This window comes from Lentzea alba, assembly GCF_047445655.1.
In the GTDB taxonomy this organism is placed as follows: Bacteria; Actinomycetota; Actinomycetes; order Mycobacteriales; family Pseudonocardiaceae; genus Lentzea; species Lentzea alba_A.
On record NZ_JAJAEG010000025.1, the window covers coordinates 29,231 to 46,393 of the forward strand.

The 17,163-nt window shown below is 68.9% G+C and carries 14 protein-coding genes; 2 read left to right on the forward strand and 12 right to left on the reverse strand.

What is annotated here, in order from left to right:
• Positions 1-31: 31 nt before the first annotated feature.
• The 8 genes from LFM09_RS34545 to LFM09_RS34580 all read right to left on the reverse strand — a co-directional run bounded on the left by LFM09_RS34545 (position 32) and on the right by LFM09_RS34580 (position 10,018).
• A complete protein-coding gene (locus LFM09_RS34545; RefSeq protein ID WP_414100786.1) occupies positions 32-1,729 on the reverse strand; it encodes an NAD(P)/FAD-dependent oxidoreductase in 1,698 nt (565 codons plus the stop codon).
• Positions 1,730-1,768: 39 nt separating this feature from the next.
• On the reverse strand, positions 1,769-2,977 hold the full coding sequence (locus LFM09_RS34550; protein ID WP_414100787.1) for a hypothetical protein: 1,209 nt from the start codon (positions 2,975-2,977) through the stop codon (positions 1,769-1,771).
• A 59-nt stretch (positions 2,978-3,036) separates the two neighbouring features.
• Entirely contained in the window at positions 3,037-4,518 is a 1,482-nt protein-coding gene (locus LFM09_RS34555) for a beta-xylosidase (protein ID WP_414100788.1), read from the reverse strand.
• Positions 4,519-4,587: 69 nt separating this feature from the next.
• The gene (locus tag LFM09_RS34560; RefSeq protein WP_414100789.1) at positions 4,588-6,441 is read right to left on the reverse strand and encodes an HtaA domain-containing protein; all 1,854 of its coding nucleotides are present in this window, start codon (positions 6,439-6,441) and stop codon (positions 4,588-4,590) included.
• Positions 6,434-7,201, reverse strand: coding sequence for a hypothetical protein (locus tag LFM09_RS34565; RefSeq protein WP_414100790.1), 768 nt, complete (start codon positions 7,199-7,201; stop codon positions 6,434-6,436). The genes LFM09_RS34560 and LFM09_RS34565 overlap by 8 nt, the downstream gene beginning before the upstream one ends.
• Positions 7,198-7,962, reverse strand: a complete 765-nt coding sequence (locus LFM09_RS34570) for a heme ABC transporter ATP-binding protein (protein WP_414100791.1) — start codon at positions 7,960-7,962, stop codon at positions 7,198-7,200. The genes LFM09_RS34565 and LFM09_RS34570 overlap by 4 nt, the downstream gene beginning before the upstream one ends.
• The gene (locus LFM09_RS34575; RefSeq protein ID WP_414100792.1) at positions 7,959-8,963 is read right to left on the reverse strand and encodes a FecCD family ABC transporter permease; all 1,005 of its coding nucleotides are present in this window, start codon (positions 8,961-8,963) and stop codon (positions 7,959-7,961) included. Before LFM09_RS34575 ends, LFM09_RS34570 begins: the two co-directional genes overlap by 4 nt.
• Positions 8,960-10,018 carry a heme/hemin ABC transporter substrate-binding protein gene (locus tag LFM09_RS34580; RefSeq protein ID WP_414100793.1) on the reverse strand — a complete coding sequence of 353 codons (1,059 nt, stop codon included), beginning with the start codon at positions 10,016-10,018 and terminating at the stop codon, positions 8,960-8,962. Before LFM09_RS34580 ends, LFM09_RS34575 begins: the two co-directional genes overlap by 4 nt.
• Positions 10,019-10,123: 105 nt before the next feature.
• Between LFM09_RS34580 and LFM09_RS34585 the strand changes: the two genes are divergently transcribed.
• Entirely contained in the window at positions 10,124-10,600 is a 477-nt protein-coding gene (locus LFM09_RS34585) for a hypothetical protein (RefSeq protein WP_414100794.1), read from the forward strand.
• Between the two features lie 41 nt (positions 10,601-10,641).
• Here LFM09_RS34585 and LFM09_RS34590 read toward each other — a convergent pair whose 3' ends face one another.
• The 3 genes from LFM09_RS34590 to LFM09_RS34600 all read right to left on the reverse strand — a co-directional run bounded on the left by LFM09_RS34590 (position 10,642) and on the right by LFM09_RS34600 (position 15,264).
• Positions 10,642-13,440 (reverse strand): helix-turn-helix domain-containing protein, encoded by a 2,799-nt coding sequence (locus tag LFM09_RS34590; protein ID WP_414100795.1) that lies wholly within the window; start codon positions 13,438-13,440, stop codon positions 10,642-10,644.
• A gap of 64 nt (positions 13,441-13,504) precedes the next feature.
• Positions 13,505-14,149: a response regulator gene (locus LFM09_RS34595; protein WP_414100796.1), complete on the reverse strand. Its 645-nt coding sequence runs from the start codon at positions 14,147-14,149 to the stop codon at positions 13,505-13,507.
• Positions 14,140-15,264: a sensor histidine kinase gene (locus LFM09_RS34600; RefSeq protein ID WP_414100797.1), complete on the reverse strand. Its 1,125-nt coding sequence runs from the start codon at positions 15,262-15,264 to the stop codon at positions 14,140-14,142. Before LFM09_RS34600 ends, LFM09_RS34595 begins: the two co-directional genes overlap by 10 nt.
• A gap of 163 nt (positions 15,265-15,427) precedes the next feature.
• Here LFM09_RS34600 and LFM09_RS34605 point away from each other — a divergent pair, with 163 nt between their 5' ends.
• A complete protein-coding gene (locus LFM09_RS34605; RefSeq protein WP_414100798.1) occupies positions 15,428-16,063 on the forward strand; it encodes a DedA family protein in 636 nt (211 codons plus the stop codon).
• An 8-nt stretch (positions 16,064-16,071) separates the two neighbouring features.
• Here the strand turns inward: LFM09_RS34605 and LFM09_RS34610 are convergent, their stop codons facing one another.
• Positions 16,072-17,109 (reverse strand): amidohydrolase, encoded by a 1,038-nt coding sequence (locus tag LFM09_RS34610; protein WP_414100799.1) that lies wholly within the window; start codon positions 17,107-17,109, stop codon positions 16,072-16,074.
• Between the last annotated feature and the right edge of the window lie 54 nt (positions 17,110-17,163).

The following is a 17,163-nucleotide window of genomic DNA, read 5'->3' on the forward strand; positions in this document are numbered from 1 at the left end:
CACGTCGAACGGGCTTCCGCGGTTTCGACACCTAGCTGCGGTGGTGGACCTCCTGCAGGCCGTGGACGGGCGTCGGCAGGCCCTCGAAACGGGCCTTGAGCTGCAGCGCGAGGTACCGCGAGAAATAGCGCGACTGGGCGAGGTTGCCGCCGTGGAACCACAGCCCCGGCTGCTGGGTGGGCTTCCACATGTTGCGCTGCTCGCCCTCCCACGGCCCGGGGTCGAGGTAGGTGTCCGAGCCGAGGCCCCAGACCTTGCCGACCCGCGCGGCCATCTCCTCACCGCCGAGGTCGGCCACGAAGCCGGTCATCGACCCGTACCCGGTCGCGTAGACGACGAGATCCGCTTCGAGTTCGCGGCCGTCGTCGAGCACCACGGCGTTGGCGGTGAGCCGGGCGACGTGGCCGCGGGCGAGCTTGATCGAACCGTTCACGACGAGCTCGGACGCGCCCACGTCGATGTAGTAGCCGGACCCGCGGCGCAGGTACTTCAGCACCAGGCCGGAACCGTCGTCGCCCCAGTCGACCTCGAACCCCGCACCGGCGAGCCGCTCGTAGAACTCGGCGTCGCGTTCGCGGACCTGTTGCTGCACCGGCAGTTGGAGCCCCGGCAGCACGCGGTGGGGCAGCGAGGCGAACAGGGTGTCGGCACGTTCGGTGGTGACGCCGGCCGCGAGCGCCCGTTCCGAGTAGAGATCGCCCAGGCCGAGGTCCATCAACGTCTCGGACTTGATCACGTGCGTCGACGAGCGCTGCACCATCGTCACGTCGGCGCCGTGCTCGACCAGTGCCGCGCTGATGTCGTGCGCCGAGTTGTTGGCCCCGATCACCACGACCTTGCGGCCCGCGTAGGCGTCCGGTCCGGGGTGCTGGGAGGAGTGGTGCTGCTCGCCCTCGAACTCGTCCGCGCCGGGAAACGTTGGCACGTTCGGTTTTCCGGCCATGCCCGTCGCGAACACGACGTGCCTTGGGTGCAGCAGCACGGTTTCACCATCGCGGTCGACGGTCACCGTCCAGCCGTCGTCGTACGAGATGGACGTGACCTCGGACCGCGTCCAGTACGGGATCTCCATGACCCGCGTGTACATCTCCAGCCAGTCGGCGATCTTGTCCTTCGGTGAGAACACCGGCCAGTGGTCCGGGAACGGCAGATAGGGCAGGTGGTCGTACCAGACCGGGTCGTGCAGGGTCAGCGTCTTGTAGCGCTTGCGCCACGAGTCGCCAGCGCGGTCGTGGCGCTCCAGCACCACCGCGGGTACGCCGAGCTGCCGCAGTCGCGCACCGAGCGCGATGCCTCCCTGGCCGCCGCCGATCACCACGACGAACGGGTCCCGTGCGATCTCTTCCTCGACGTAGACGGGACGGCGTTCCCGTTGCGGTTCCTCGAAACCCTTCAGCTCTTCGAGGGTCGTGAGCAACGTCCACGCGCCCTCGCCGGTCAGCCGCAGGTGGCCCTTGCCGCGGCCGAGCGCGGTCTCGAACTCGATCCACGCCTCCGTGACGCCGTCGGCCTCGGCAGGCGGCTCGGTCGTGCGGAACCCGGACGCTCCCGGATCGCAGGACTTGACCAGGTCCGTCACGCCGTCGCGGCCCTCGACCGTCTTGACGTTCCAGGTGAACGCCACGAGATCGCGCCAGTAGCTGTCCGGGGCGAAGAGCGCGGCGACAGCATCGGCGTCCCGGGCCTTCAGCGCGGACTCGAACCGTGCCAACCAGTCATCAACCGTCACTCTCCGAGTTGAGCAGAGCGGCGATGAGAGCGCCCGTCATCAGCCCACTGAGCGGCACGGCAGCACGAAGAACCAGTCCTTCGGCTCATGCACCAGCTGCGCTTCAGGCACGTTGGTTGCGCACTGTGCACGGGCCTTCGCGACGCTCTCGTCCCACTCCACGCCCTTCAGCACAGGTCCCGGCTCCTGCAGGTGCCAGAAGACGCTGACCACCACGAGGAACCCGATGAGGTAGCGGCTGCCACCGACCACCGCCCGTTCCCAGGTCTTCGCGGGCGTCGCATCGAGCCCCACGAAGATCGCGGTGAACAGGAACAGGCACGGCGCGATGCTGTAGCGCTGCCCGGCCATCACGACCTCGGGCTGCTGCACCTGCAGGATCGCGGCCCAGTTCAGCACCAGGCACGCGACGATGACGATCACGCTGTAGGCGGTGGCGGCGAGCACGAGCGCCCGCCGGGGCCGGTCACCGAACCGCAGGCCGGCGAGGATCGGCACCGCGGCGATCAGGAGCGCCGCGAGGATCACCAGGTTGCCGTTGGCCGGGTAGAAGTCGTTGACCTTCTCCGACCCGGTGAAGGCCACCACCGGCACCCGCAGCAGGCTCGCCAGCAGCACCTGCACCGGGTCGACCGCGTCGTGCGAGTACGGCGTGCGGGACGCGAACAGCATCGCGACGCCCTGCACCACCAGCCCGGCCAGGAACGTGATCGGCACTTCCTTGCGCGGCAGGAACAACCGCACGACCGCGATCGGCGCCAGCACGAAGGCCAACGGGCTCGAAGTGGCCGCCAGGAAGACGAAGATCGCGACCGGTACGCGTGGGGCGTCGCGCCACAACAACGCCCAGAAGGCGCCGAACAGCAGGAACCAGTGCAGGTTCGACATGTTGTTCAACGTCTCGGAGTTGCCGGCGGGCAACACGATCACGAGCGCCGCCAGGGCGAGCCGCAGCGGCGTCGAGCGCAGGTACGCCCCAGAGGCCGCGAAGGTGATCAACGCGACCAGCGCCCGCAGCATCGCCGCGGCGATCGCGAACCCGGCGGCGGTCCAGTCCAGCGGGAGCAGCGCGACCAGTTCGGCGACCAGGCGCGGCAACGTGTGGAGGTAGCCGCCGTAGGGCTCGATGACGGTCGTGAGGGGCGAACGCACCGCGTCGACGTAGAACCGCGCCCCGTCCTCGGCCCACAGGTGGTCGAGCCGGGCCCAGCCGGGTGGGATGAGCAGCAGGAACGCCGTGGCCAGCACGAAACCGAACGTGTGTCCGAGCCAGGCCCTCTCGTGGGGCGGCTCTTCTCTGAGTGGGATCACTGGGTCAGGCGCTCGTACTTGTCCCACTGCTCCTGGGACACGATGGTGACCTCGGAGGAGTTGAGCGTCGCGACCTCGATCGCGGGCACGACGAACAGCTTGTTGTTCAGGATCAGGCCTGCGGAGCCGTCGGGTCCGACCACCGCCGGTACGCCCGCCGGGACGCGCACGGAGACCGGGAACGAGTCGACGATCTGCGGACGCCAGGCGAGGACACCGCGGGCGAACTTCGCCGCGACCGAGCCGCGTTCGAACCGGACCACCTTGCCGTCGACGACCACGTCCGCGGTGCGTTCGGGGGAGGGGACCGAGAAGCCGTTGAGCACCTTCGCCTCGTCCGGCGTCGCGCAGCCGTTGAGCCCGAGCGCGTCGATGCCGAAGTGGGTGATGTTCGTGGGTGCGCCGGAGCCGCCGTTCACGGTCGCGCGCAGCACGTCCAGCGCCACCTTGTCGCACGGGCCGCCGTTGTGGATCGGGGCGTGGCCCTGCGGCGTGCGCACCAGGCCGGGGCCCTCGCGCCAGACGCCGGGGATGGCCACCGGCTCGTACGGGTGGCGGGTGAACTCCTTGTTCCAGAACGTGATCGTGGTGCCTTGATCGGTCGAGTGCGCGATGGCGAACGCCGACGCCGCCTCGATCCACATCCAGTCCGCGCTGAACGCTTCGACGACGGACCGGGTGCGGGGGGTTTTCGTGCTGGTCACGGGCTTGAAGCCCTGCGGGCCGAGTGCCTCGACGCCCTTGCCGAACAGCGGGTCCTTCGAGCGCAGGACGTACTGGCCGGCGCCGTTCGTGGCCGCCGCGTAGCCGGTGGTGTCGGTGAACAGCAGGTACACCCAGCCGTCGAGGTAGACGGCGGACTGCTGGCCGGCGCCGTAGGTGTTCTCCCGGATGACGTCGTTCGAGGGGCCGAGGATCGTCTGGCCGCCGTTGGCCCGCGTCCAGTTCAGGCCGTCCTTGCTGGTCGCGACGCCGACGGAGCTGCCGTTGGCGTGGTTGTCCCTGCTGGCGCCGGTGTAATACAGGTAGTACGTGTCACCGATCTTGACCAGCGACGGGTCGCACGTGTGCATCGCGTCGAAGCTGGAGCCGCTGCCCGAGAGCACCGGGTGCGCTGCGGTGAACGGACCGTCCGCGCTCTGGCCCTCGCTGTAGAGGATGTCGTCGCCGTTGGGCTGCGCGATCCCCATCTGGCTGCACCACCACGCGCGCACCTTGCCGCCGTCGAGCATGACGGCGGGCGCGTAGTTGTAGACGGCGTCCCCGGTGCCGGCGATGACCGTGCCGGGGCTCTGCCGGCCGTTCTCGACCGTGAGCTTGAGCCCGTCCCGCGGCTTCACGGGCTGCGCCTTCTCCGGCGCGACCTGCTCCGTCACGGGCTTGCCAGCGGGGTCGCCGGCCGCCTCAGTCGTGCACGCCGTGACCGCGCCTAAAAGCGCGAGCGCAGCGAACAGCGCGAGAGGTCGGTTCCGGGGCACTCACCCATCATAGTGATCAACTCCTCCGTCCGGGTGAAGTCCGTTGTCGCAGGTCGGATTCATGTCCGCTCAATTCGACTTTCGATTAGCCGATCGAGTGGCCGTCGTGAGCGCGATGCCGCTGCCCAGGAGCACGATTCCCGCGATCAACGGCACCAAAGGAGACGCACCGGTGTTAGCGAGCCGGTTCGGGCGGAAGTTGAGCGGTGGGACGAGGTCCTGCGGCTGCTGTGGTGCTTGTGGGGGACCGGCCGGCGCGGGCGGGGTCGGCAGCGATGAGCAGGCCGAACCCGAGGTCAGCGTGAGGTCGTCGAGCTTGTCGCCGGCGCCGTAGAACCCCGCGAACGCCTCGGAGTTCGTGAGGGTGGTCTTCACGCCTGTGACGGTCAGCACACCGTCCGTGTTCGTGGTCTTCGCGGTTGTGAGATCCAGGTCGGCGAGCTCCACGCCGACCAGCTTCGTGGGCTTGCCCGGCGTGGGGCCGCTGGTGACCAGTTCGACGTCGGCTTTGAGCTCGCCCTTGGTGCCGGTGATCGCGACCTTCGGGTTCGCCAGGTGGATGGTGAAGAAGTGCGCGGGGTAGGCGAAGGTGATCTTGCCGCCGAACTGGACGTCGTACTGGGTGGGTGATCCGTAGGTCGCTTGGCGGAACGGGTACTGGTGCGCGCCGGTGGTCACGCCTGTGCTCGGGCTGGCGTCGACGTCGGTGACGATCGCGCCCTCGGAGCCGGTGATGCTGTTGCCGCTGCCCTTGCCGATGTAGTCGCGGAAGCTCTTCTTGAAGCCCCACAGCAGCGTGCCCTTGGTGATCGTGGTGATCTCGCAGCTCTGCTGCGCCTTGACCGTGTAGGTGGCACTGGCGGTGCGCTTCGACGTGACGCCCGTAGCCGTGAGCGTGTGGGTGCCTGGTCCCGCGGTGGTTTGGAGTTGGCCCGCGATGCCGCCGCTTGTGTCTGCGGTGTAGGTGTTTTGGTTGAGTGTGACCTGTTCGTTCGTGCTGAAGCCCTTGCCGTTGAACGTGAGTGTGCCGTTGGGGGCGATCTCGGTCTGGGCGAGCGTGAGGGTGGGGGCGGCGACCGGGTAGGTGAGCGTTGCCGGGGCCAGTGCGGTGCCCGTTGGGAGGTTCAGCGCCTGGCCGCCGGCTTCCGTGAGCTTCACGTCGTTGATCTGCAGCGTGGCGTTGTTGCCGTTGAACGTGGGCTGGCCGGGTTTGAGGTCGGCGAGGTGCACGCTGACGCCGTTGACCTCGGCGGTGAGCTTGGTGGCTTCGACGCGGGGCTTGGTGATGCGCGCGTTCGGCTCCGGGAAGTCGAACCGGCCGTTGAACTGCGCGTTGAGCGGGCCGTTCTGCACGCCGCCCGCGTAGGGCCAGGTCTGCCCGATCGCGCCGTCGCTCGGGGTGCCGGTCCAGTCCGCTTTGACCGGCCACGTCAGGCTGCCCTGCTGCGGCTGGGACGGAGAGGTGACGCCGGTGAAGTTGAGCGGTACCACCAGGTCCCTGCTCGTGTCCGGGCTGTCCCAGCTGAAGATCATCAGGTAGAGCTGCTCGGTCGCCGCGCTGAACTCGTCCGCGCCGACCTTGTACGTGGCCTTGACCGTCGGGGTGGCCTGCCAGGTGCCGTCGGGCTTGAGGTTGATGCCGACCGCCCAGTTCTCCTTGAGCAGCTTGGAGTACTGGCTCGTCGTGGTGGTCTTGTCCCGCCAGCCGTCGCGCTTCGGGCCGACCCGCACGCCCCAGCCCTTGCCGTCGTTGGCCTTCGGGTCGAAGCCGCGTCCGTTGATGGTGATCTTGGTGCCGGCCGGGTCGAGGCTGCTCACGTTCGGCGAGACAGTCACCGACGGGACCATGTTTTCTTGTGCTGTCGCCGGTGTTGCGGTGATCAGCGCGGCGGCGGCCACCAGTACCGCGATGGTCCTACTCATTGGTCTTGCCCCTCCTGGACCGCAGCCACCACACGAGGCCTGCCGCGAGCAGCACCGCTGCTATTCCGCTTGGAATCAGCCAGCCGGGCCTGCTGTCTGTCGTTTGCGCCGCCGGCTGGACCTCGGGCTGAGTCGTGGTCGTCGTCGTACTTGTTGTCGTTGTTGTTGTGGTGGTGGTCGTCGTGGTCGTGGGCGCGACCGTTGTTGTTGTCGTGGTTGGCGCTTTGGGCTGGTTCGGGACCGCGAAACGGATCGGGGTGAACGTCTCGTTGTTCGCGTTCACCACGCCGTGCGCGCCGACCGTGATGACACCGCAGGCGACCTTCAGGCAGTCCACCTCGGACACAGCGCCGTCACGTCCCGCTGTCTTGAACCTCGCGCCGGGCACGTTGAGCTGCGCGGTCCACGTGCCGTCGGCGTTCACGACGCCGTTGGCCGCGTGCTCGGTCTCGCCGCCGGGGAAGGAGATGAACCGCTGGTAGCCGTTGTTGTCCTTGGCCTCGCGGTCCTGGACGTAGCGCATCGTCGTGCCGGACGCGCCGCCCTGGCTGGGCTTCCAGGACTCGGACACCCAGCCGAAGAAGACGTAGATGCCGCCGTAGCCGTTCTTGACCGACTGGAAACCGGTGCCGCGCAACGACAGCGTTGTGGCGTACTCGGGGTCGGCGGTGGCGGGCGCGGCGCTGACCCGCGCGCCTTGGGCGTAGGCGGGTTGCGCCGCCAGGATCGTGATCGCTGCAGCCAGCGCGAGTCGTTTCACTGTTCCCCTCTCCACGGCAGCACGACCGGCCGACCGGTCCGCGGATGCGCGAACACCTCGACCCGGTGCCGGTAGACCTCGCTCAACAACCCCTCGGTCAGCACCTCGTCCGGCGGCCCGTCCGCGACGATCGAGCCGTCGGACATCACCGCGACCCGATCCGCGTGCGCCCCGGCCATCCCGAGGTCGTGCAGCACGACCAGCACGGCACAACCCAGCGACGCCTGCGCCGCCGCCGTCCGCAGCACCAGCTCGGAGTGCCGGATGTCCAGCGCCGCAGTCGGTTCGTCGAGCAGCAGCACCCCGGTCCGTTGTGCCAGCACCCTCGCGAGCGCCGCACGAGCCTGTTCGCCGCCCGACAACGTGGTGAACTTCCGCGCCGCGAACCCCGTCATCTCGGTCTGCGCCATGACCTCGGCGACGACGTCCTCGCCGTCGTCGTCCCACGGCGCACGCCCCATCCGGATCACCTCGGCGACCGTGAACGGGAACGACAACGTGATCCGTTGCAGCAGAACAGCTCTGCGCTGAGCGGTCTCGCGCGCACTCCACTCGTCGAGCGGCTTTCCGTCCAGCCACACCGATCCCGCGTCCGGCGCCACATCTCCAGCCAGCACGGCCAGAGCCGTCGACTTGCCCGCACCGTTCGGCCCGACCAGCGCCAGCACCTCGCCGGACTTCACGGTGAGGTCCAGGTCCCTGAGGATCTCCTGCCCGCCGAGTCGCACCGACACGTTCTCGCAGAACATCTCCGGCTTCACGCCCAGCCACCCGCCTGCCGCCGCGTCCTTCTCAACAGCCAGAAGAAGAACGGACCGCCCACGAGCGCCGTCAGCATCCCGATCGGCAGGTCCACGAACGTGATCACGCCACGCGCGCCCAGATCGGCGGCGACGAGCAGCAGTGCGCCACCCAGCGCGCTGGCCGGCAACAGCACCCGGTGCCCCGGCCCGGCGATCATCCGGATCAGGTGCGGCACGACGAGTCCGACGAACCCGATCACCCCGGTGAACGACACCGCGGCCGAGACCATCAGCGCCACCAGCACGATCGAGCCGAGCCGCAGCACCTCGACGTTCACGCCGAGATGCCGTGCGGGCCGTTCGCCGAGCGACAAGAGATCGAGCCGCCGCGACAGGAACACCGCCAGCGCAACACCGACGACCGCGAGCGGCAGCACGGTCCAGACGTAGCTCCACCGCGCACCCGCGATGCTTCCGAGCTGCCAGAACACGATCTGCTCACGAGCCTGCTGATCGCCGAGGAACGTCAGGAACGCGATCCCAGCGCCCGCCACCGCGTTGATCGCGACCCCGGTCAGGATCAGCGTGACGACCTCGGTCCGCCCGCCCGACCGTGCGAACGAGTACACGAGCAGCGTCGCCGCCAGCCCGAACGCGAACGCGATCACCGGAGTCGTGAACTGCCCGAAGAAGCTCAGCTGGAACACGATCGTCAGACACGCACCGACCGCCGCGCCGGAAGAAACCCCGACCACGCCGGGTTCCGCGAGCGGGTTGCCGAACACGCCCTGCATCAACGCGCCCGCGACCCCGAGCACCGCGCCGACGACCAGCGACATGACCACGCGCGGGAATCGGACGTTCCACAGCGTCGCCTCGGCCATCGGGTCGCTGGAGGCGTTGCCGAACAACGACGCGAACACCTCGCCGACCGGAATCGGGAACTGGCCGACGGAGGCGGACAGCAGGACCGCCCCGAACAGCAGGGCCGTGAGCGTCAGGAAGAGCAGTGATCTCACGTGTACAGCGCCCTGGCCAGGCCGTCGATGACCGCGGCGGTCAACGGCCCGAAGCTCAGCACCTGGTAGTCGTTCATGTCGACGATCCGGCGCTTCTGCCCGGCCGGCGTCTGGGCGACGCCCGGCACGCCGCTCATGCCCTCGACCCCGCCGACGGACTGAAGTCCCTTCGACATCACCAGGATCACGTCCGGTGCCGCCTTGGACAGCGCCTCCGGGTTGATCGGTTTCGCGCCCGTCAGCCCGACCTCGGACGCCACGTCGACGCCACCGACCGCGGTGATCAGCTCGTCGGCGCCGGTGCCCTTGCCGAACATCTGGTAGACCCCGGACTTGCCCCTGACGTACAGGAACACGATCCGCAGCTTCGAGTCGTTCGCGAGCTTCTGCGCCGCGATCTTGGCCTTCTCGATCTCCAGGTTCGTGCGGTCCGCGAGCCTGCGGCCTTCTTCTGACACGCCAAGGGCATCGGCGACCTGGTGGATCAGCGTGCCGACGTTGTTGACGGCGCGGCGGGAATCCGTGACGACGACCGGGATTCCGGAATCTCTGAGCTGCAGCACGACGTCCCACGGCCCGAGCGTCGTGTCGGTGATCACGACGGTCGGCCGCAGCCCGAGGATCGCCTCGGCGTTGAGCTGGTGGCCGTTGGTCGTGATGAGCGGAAGCCTTGCGGCGGCGGGGAATCCGGTCGACGTGTCGCGCCCGACCATCTTGTCGCCGAGCCCCAGTCCGAACACCGTGGCGCCGAGCGTGCCGTACATGTCGAACGCGAGAATCCGGTCGACGCTCGCGACCGCGACCTTGGTGTCCTGCGCGTCGGTGACCGTCACCGGCAGCTTCGGCGAGACCCTGTCGCTGATCGGCACGATGTCCGGCTCGGCCACCGTCGCCGTGCTGGGCCCGGTCTTCTGCCGGGGGTCCTCGGTGGGCGCGAGCTGCTCCAGCGGTGCCCGGTTCGGGTCACCGGACGGCACCTCGGGCGCGTTCCTGCCGGCCGACCCGGTACACCCCGCGGCGAGCACGACCGTGATCACAGCCACCCAGATTCTCACCCCTTGAACTTAACTTAGGCTTACCTAAGCGTCTAGGGTGAAGGTCCCACCACATCCCGCGTCCCTTTCATCGAAGGACAAGTGATGGCAAGAAAAATGCTGGTAATGGCGGCTGTCGCAGCTGCTCTGGTGACCACCGCCATGCCTGCCGCGGCTGCTCCGGGAAGCGCTTCCCGCAACGGCCACACCCTGTCCGCGTCGAACGCGACGGACCTGAACCCGGCCGGTGAGACGATCACGGTCACCGGCACCGGCTACGACCCCACCAAGGGCTACTACGTGGCTCTTTGTCAGGTGCCCGACGACTACAGCTACGGCACGACGCCGACCCCGTGCCTGGGCGGCGACGGCCAAGGCGGCAGCGGCGTGGGCCCGTCGGCCTGGGTGACCAACACCCCGATGGGCAGCAACCCGAGCGTGCCGATCGCCGCCGACGGCTCGTTCACCGCGCAGATCCACCTCACGCAGGCAGGGGGCAGCCTCGACTGCGCTCAGGTGACGTGCGCGATCGTCACCAGGCGCGACCACTGGGGGCTCTTCGACCGCAGCTTCGACGTCTTCATCCCGGCGTCCTGGAGCTGATCCTGTTGGGCGCGGGCACGGGTTTCGCCGTGCCCGCGCGATCAACGCGAGTAGACGACGCTGGGCGGGTTGATCGCGTCGGGGCAGGGCATCGGCAGCCTGGACCGTCCGAAGAAGTAGGCCTCCCAGTCGGTCCGGGAGACCCGCAGGTAGCCGACCTCGTTGCACATGGCGCGGGCCGCCGCGTCCCCGTTGACGTACCAGCGGCGCACGCTCGTGTCGTCGCCGACCGCGATCAGCGTGCCGGCGAACATCAGCTTGGTGATGTTCGCGCCGCTGTCGAACTCGGCGACCTGCTTGGGTTCGTCGGCCACGTCCCACACCACGATGCGCCCGTCTGCACCCGCCGTCGCGATCATCGGTGAGCCGGTGTCCGCGGCAATGGCGGTGACCGCACCGCTATGAGCTTTGAGGCGAACGGGTTTGTCCTTTCGCGGGGTCCAGAACGTGAGCTCGCCCGTGGCGTCGCCGGCCGCCAGGTAGCCGCTGCGGATCGAGAACGTGGTGGCGCTCGTGGAGCCCGTCGTGGTGAAGTCCGTGACCCAGCGGGGTTTCGCCGGATCGGTCCAGTCCCAGAGCCGAACCTTCGACGCTTCGGCGGTGGTCATGTAGATCCCGACCGGGAAGTCAGCGAGGCCTCCCGGCACCGCCTCGTCGAGCCGGTGTGGCTGCTTCGGGTCCTTCACGTCCCAGAACACGCTGCTGCCGCCTTCCTCGGTCACCAGGTGGTGGGACTCCTGTGTGAACTCCGCCCTGGTGAACCGTCCGGGAAGGACCGCGAGCTGTTCTCCGGTGTGGGTGTCCCACAGGCGAACGACGTTCTCCCGGTCGACGGTCGCGAGGCGCAGCTGGCCCGGGGACAGACTCGCATGTGCACCACCGCGGAACGTCGTGGTCTTGTCGTTCATGCGCGTGGTGTCGTCCGCCTTGTTCGTGAGCGCGGCCCGGTAGCCGAGGGCGTCGCGATCCGGCGTGGTGACGAAGCCGGGATGGGGCATCGACGCCACGGATTCGCCTTCGTGGCCCAGCGCCACCCTGCTGGCCGCCGCCGTGGCCGCGATCAGCGCGTCCCTGGTGTGCGGGGTCCGGTCCAACTCGTAAGCCGCCAGTGCGAGATGCGTTGCCAGCGCCGGGTTCGTCGCCGCGAGCCGTCGGGCGTCCTCGGCGGTCGCGTGCGCCTGTTCGATCTCCCGCTCGCGGGTCGTGATGCCGAACGCGTTCTGGTACGCCAGGGTGCCCACGATCAGCAACGCGACGACCGCGATCGACGCCTGGAGCAGGACGAACGCGCGTTGCCGCCGCGCGGTGCGGCTTTCGCGGGCGTACTCCTGCTCGTTGGTCTCCACGCTCTGGTCGAGCAGTTGTCGTTCGGCCTGGTTGAGCGGCGGACCGGTTTCCCACACCCAGTCGGCGATCACGTCCAGACGCGCACCTCGCAGCAGCGAGCCCGCGTCACGGCCATGCCGCTCCCACGCCGCCGTCGCCTCGGTGAGTTCGCGGTGCAGCCGTTGGCCGTCGCGGTCGCGGGCGAGCCAGTCCTGCAGCCGCGGCCAGGACCGGATCAGCGCTTCGTGCGTGATCTCGACGCCCTCGCGGGTGCGGGTGAGCAGGCGCGCGGCGGTGAGGCGTTCGAGCACCTCGCTCACGGCCGGGTCGTCGTCGATCTCGGTCATGTCGACGCGGCGCTTGGTGTCCTCGGTGCCGTCGCCGAGCGCGGACAAGCGCAGGAACAGCGCTTTGGTGATGTCCTGCTGCACCTCGTCCAGTTGATCGAACACCGCGTCCGCAGTCTGGGCGAGGGCGCCGTGCAGCCCGCCGGCGTGCTGGAAGGCGGTCAGCGTCAGCGCGTTGCCCTGGCGCCGGCGCCACGTCTCCAACAGCGCGTGCGACAGCAACGGCAGCATGCCGACCTGGCCGTGCGCTTCCGTTATGAGGGCGGTGAGCAGCGCGTTCTCGACCGTGCACTGGACGGTGGCGGCCGGTTGGGTGATGGCGCGGCGCAGCTCCTCGGCGGTCATCGGGCCGACGGTGACGATCGCGTCCTGCATGGCCGCGACCAGGTCGGCGTGGCTGCCGCAGCGGGCGTAGAAGTCGGCGCGCACCCCGATGACCACGGTGACGCTCTTCGTCGCGTCGAGCAGGGCGGTGAGGAAGTGTTCGCGTTCCTCCGCGTCCTGGCAGAGGGTGAAGATCTCCTCGAACTGGTCGACGACCAGCACGACGTCACCCTGCCTGGCCAGCAGCCCCAGCGCGCCGGGGTCCCTGGTCAGCTCGCCGCGCACGTGCGGTGCGCCCAGGTTCAGGTGGCGCGCGAGGTGGATCGCGCACTCCTCGATCGGGTGCGGTCCCGGGGTGAACACCAGGGCCTGCTGCTCCAGCCGTGGCACGAGACCGGCGCGCAGCATCGAGGACTTGCCGGAGCCGGACGGGCCGAACACCGCCACGAACGGCTGGCGGGCGACCCGTTTCGCCAGATCGGCCACCAGGTGTTCCCGGCCGAAGAACCGGTCGGAATCCGTTGTGTCGTAGGCAGAAAGGCCGAGGTAGGGGGCCTGCGCGCAATCCTGCTCGCGGGGTGCGGCGGCGGTCAGCGAATGCCAGCGCTGTTCCCAGTCCTTCTCGTCGCCGCCGCACGCTTTCACGAACGCCAGCGTGACCGCGAGGCTCGGCAGCTTCTTGCCGCCGGTCGCGTCGGACAGGGTCGTCGACGAATAGTGCGCGATCCGGGCCAGATCCCGGTACGGCGGTTTACCCGCCTTTTCGCGGAGCTCTCGGAGGTCGGCGGCGAATTCGACGAGAGCCGACCCGTCCCGTTCCAGCGGACTTTCTCGGCGCGGCACAGCGCCCCACCCCCTCAGGTGAACGGCGCCGATTGTCCGGGCATTGCTGTCCGGCGTCCAGTGGTCAGCTGCCGAGGTAGTGGACGACGGCCAGCACGCGCCGGCTCAGGCCCGTCGACCCGGTGAGACCGAGTTTGTCGAAGATGGCGTTGATGTGTTTCTCCGCGGCGCTTTGGGAGATGTGCAGCTGTTCGGAGATGCGCCCGTTCGTGAGGCCTTGTGCCATCAGTTCGAGGACGTCTTTCTCGCGCTGTGTCAGGGTTTCCAGCGGATCGACCTTGGTGGTCCTGCTCAGCAGCCTGCGCACGACCTCGGGGTCGAACGCCGCGCCGCCCCCGGCCACGCGGTCGAGTGCGTCCAGGAACTCGTCCACCCTGGCCACGCGGTCCTTGAGCAGGTAGCCGACCTTGCCGCCGGTGCTCGTGATGAGCTCGGTGGCATAGCGGTTCTCCACGTACTGGGAGAGCACCAGAACGGCGATGTCCGGCCACTTCCGGCGGATGTCCAGTGCGGCGCGCATGCCGTCGTCCTTGTGGTCCGGTGGCATGCGGACGTCGGTGATCACGACGTCGGGCTGGTGCTTCTCGGTGGCCTGCATGAGTTCCGGTGCGGTGCCGACGGCGGCTACGACTTGGTGACCCTCCTCGGTGAGCAAGCGGATCAGACCTTCCCGCAGCAGCGTCGAGTCTTCGGCCAGGATCAGTCGCACGGCAACCTCACGCAGATCAGGGTGGGACCGCCGGGCGGGCTGTCCATTTCGAACGTTCCGTCGGCTGCTTTGACGCGGCGGACCAGACCGGACAGGCCGGAGCCGGAAGGGTCGGCGCCGCCGATGCCGTCATCCCACACGGTCACGGCGATGTGGCCCATTCTGGGCAGCACGAAGACGTCCACGAGTGACGGTTTGGCGTGCTTGGCCGCGTTGTTCACGGCTTCGGAGACGACGAAGTAGCTCACCGCCGCCACCGCGCCTTCCAGTGGTTCCTCCAGCTCGTAGTTGATCCGCACGCGCACGCTCGACCGTTCTGCCAGCAGCTCCAGCGCCGCCGGGAGGCCCCCGTCGTCGAGCACCGCCGGATAGACCCTGGTCGCCACCTCGCGCAGCTCGTCGATGGTCTCGGTCGCGGTGTCCTGCGCCTGGCGGAGCAGTTCCTGCAGCCTGGCGTCGTCCTTCACACGGCGGGCCCTGCCGATCAGCATCGCGAGCGCGACGAGCCGCTGCTGGACGCCGTCGTGCAGGTCGCGCTCGATGCGCCGGCGCTCGTCGTCGATCGCCTCGATCACCTCGGCCCGCGTGCTCGTCAGCTCCGCGACCCGTTGCCGCAGCAGCGTTTGCGGGCTGCGACCCAGCATCGCCGTCGCGAGCCACCGGTCGAGCGCCGCGATGCCGCTGATGCCCGCGAGCGTGATGAAGATGAGCACCGCACCCGGCAGGCTGACCAGCGCGATCAGCTTCGTGTCGACCTCGTCGCCGTCCTCGACGAGCCCCCACGTCCCGTCGAAGATCCACGCGGTGAGCATCGACCCCGCGACGGCGAGGTACTGCAGCAACAGCAGCAGCGCACCGGCCCCCATGCCACCGACCAGCCACCGCACGGCGAGGTATCGGCGGCACCGGCGGGGCGTGAGCGAGTCGATGTGCGCGCGAGCGCCGTACCGCGCGATCCGGCGCAGCTCCAGTTTGGTCAGCCGGACCGTGCCGACCCCCAGCACCGCGGCGCCCAGGTCGGGCAGGGCGGTGAACGCCCCCACCAGCACGCCGTAGAACGTCCGGAACCAGCCGCGCACCAGCACACCCGCTCGGAGGTGATCGCTCTGGTCCACAGAGATCACGGTACCGAGAACGCCAGCCCCCGCCATTGTGGTTCACCGCAATATCGGGGTGCGGTTTCACCCCCAGTTCTCGATGGTCAACCCCATCGTGCACCGGCCACCCGATTCCTAACGTTCACCCCGAACCGATTTCTTCGTGAACAAGGGGGGACCGATGCTGGCTGAGTGGGCCGTCTCGGTGATGGAGTCGCTGGGCGGGGTGGGCGCGGCCGTGGTGGTAGGCCTGGACAACCTGTTCCCGCCCATTCCGAGCGAACTGGTGCTGCCACTGGCCGGCTTCTCCGCGAGCAAGGGCGTGTTCAGCCTGCCCGCGGCGTTGTTCTGGACCACCCTCGGCTCGGTGGCCGGGGCGATCATCGTGTATTTCGCGGGCATGTTGCTGGGCCGCGACCGCACCCGCCGCCTGGTGGCCCGCATTCCGCTGGTCAGCGTTTCGGATTTCGACCGCACCGAGGCGTGGTTCACGCGGCACGGCACCAAAGCGGTGTTCTTCGGCCGGATGGTGCCGTTGTTCCGCAGCTTCATCTCGCTACCCGCGGGCGTGGAGCGGATGAACTTCTTCAAGTTCCTGTGGTTGACCACGTTGGGCAGCCTGATCTGGAACACGGTGTTCGTCAGCGCGGGCTACGTGCTGGGCGAGAACTGGCACCGGGTCGAGGGCTGTGCCGGCATCTTCCAGAAGGTCGTGCTGGTCGCCGTCGCGGTAGCGGTGGTGCTGTTCGTGGTGAAGCGCTTGCGCACCAAGGGGGATCCGGAAGCGACGCAGGTGCTGCCGAGGGTGCGGCGGTGACGCCGCGCTCAGCGGATCACCTGACCCCGCAGCACGATCCGGCTCGGCCGCGTCAACACCGACGAGTCCTCCACCGGATCGGCGGCGTAAGCGACGACATCCGCGAACCCGCCGTGCACCAGCCCCGGCAGTCCGAGCCACGAGCGCGCGGTCCACGACCCAGCGCCGATCGCGGCCTCAACCGGCATCCCAGCCTCGATCAGCCGGAAGATCTCGCCGACCACCTCGCCGCACGGGTACTCGTCCGTCCCCGCCAACACCGTCACCCCGGCCTCATACGCCGCCAGAACAGTCGGAAACGCATGCTCCCAACCGCTCAGGATCCACTCCTTCAACCGCGGATCCCGCGACTCGTCCAAGTTCCCGATGATCTTGCCGAACGCGGTGAACGTCGGCACCAACGCCGTTCCCTGAGCCGCCATCCGCGGCAGCAGCGAGTGATCCAGGTGCACGCCGTGTTCAAGACTGTCCGCACCGGCCAGCACGGCGTTGCGGCACCCCTCGGCGGTCTGGCAGTGCACGGCCACACGCCCACCGACGGCGTGCACGGCGTCAACCGTCGCTGTCAGCACGTCCAGCGGCACCGGCGGATCGTCCGGCAGCCAGTCGCCGATGACCTTGCACCAGCCGTTCGAAGCCTCCTCGACCGCGGCCGCGGGAAGCTCCTCCTCGGTGACCCGCCGACCCCAGCCCTCGAAGAACCGGCCCGGCGTAGCGAGCCACCTCCCGCCACGCGACAACCGCGGCAGATCGACGTCATCGGCCCGGGACAAGACCTGGTCGGCGGATCCCGGCGACCGCACCGTCAGCACGCCCGCTTCGCGGTGCGCGATCATGTGCCGCCGGAACACCTCGTGGTCGTAAGCCTCACCGGGCTTCTCCGTCCCCGGATGCGAGTGCACGTCGGCCAGCCCGGGCAGCAGCCACCCCTCGACCACATCGTCCACAGTGGACGCCGAAGAAGAAGCCCGCAGCCGTTCCCCGTCGACGACGAACGACACCTCCTCGCGCTGTGGCAGCGCGATTCCCCTGATCAGAACCCCCATGAAAACGAAGGTACCCCAGGCCGGGGGAGTGGCCTGGGGTACCGGGAGGGGGCT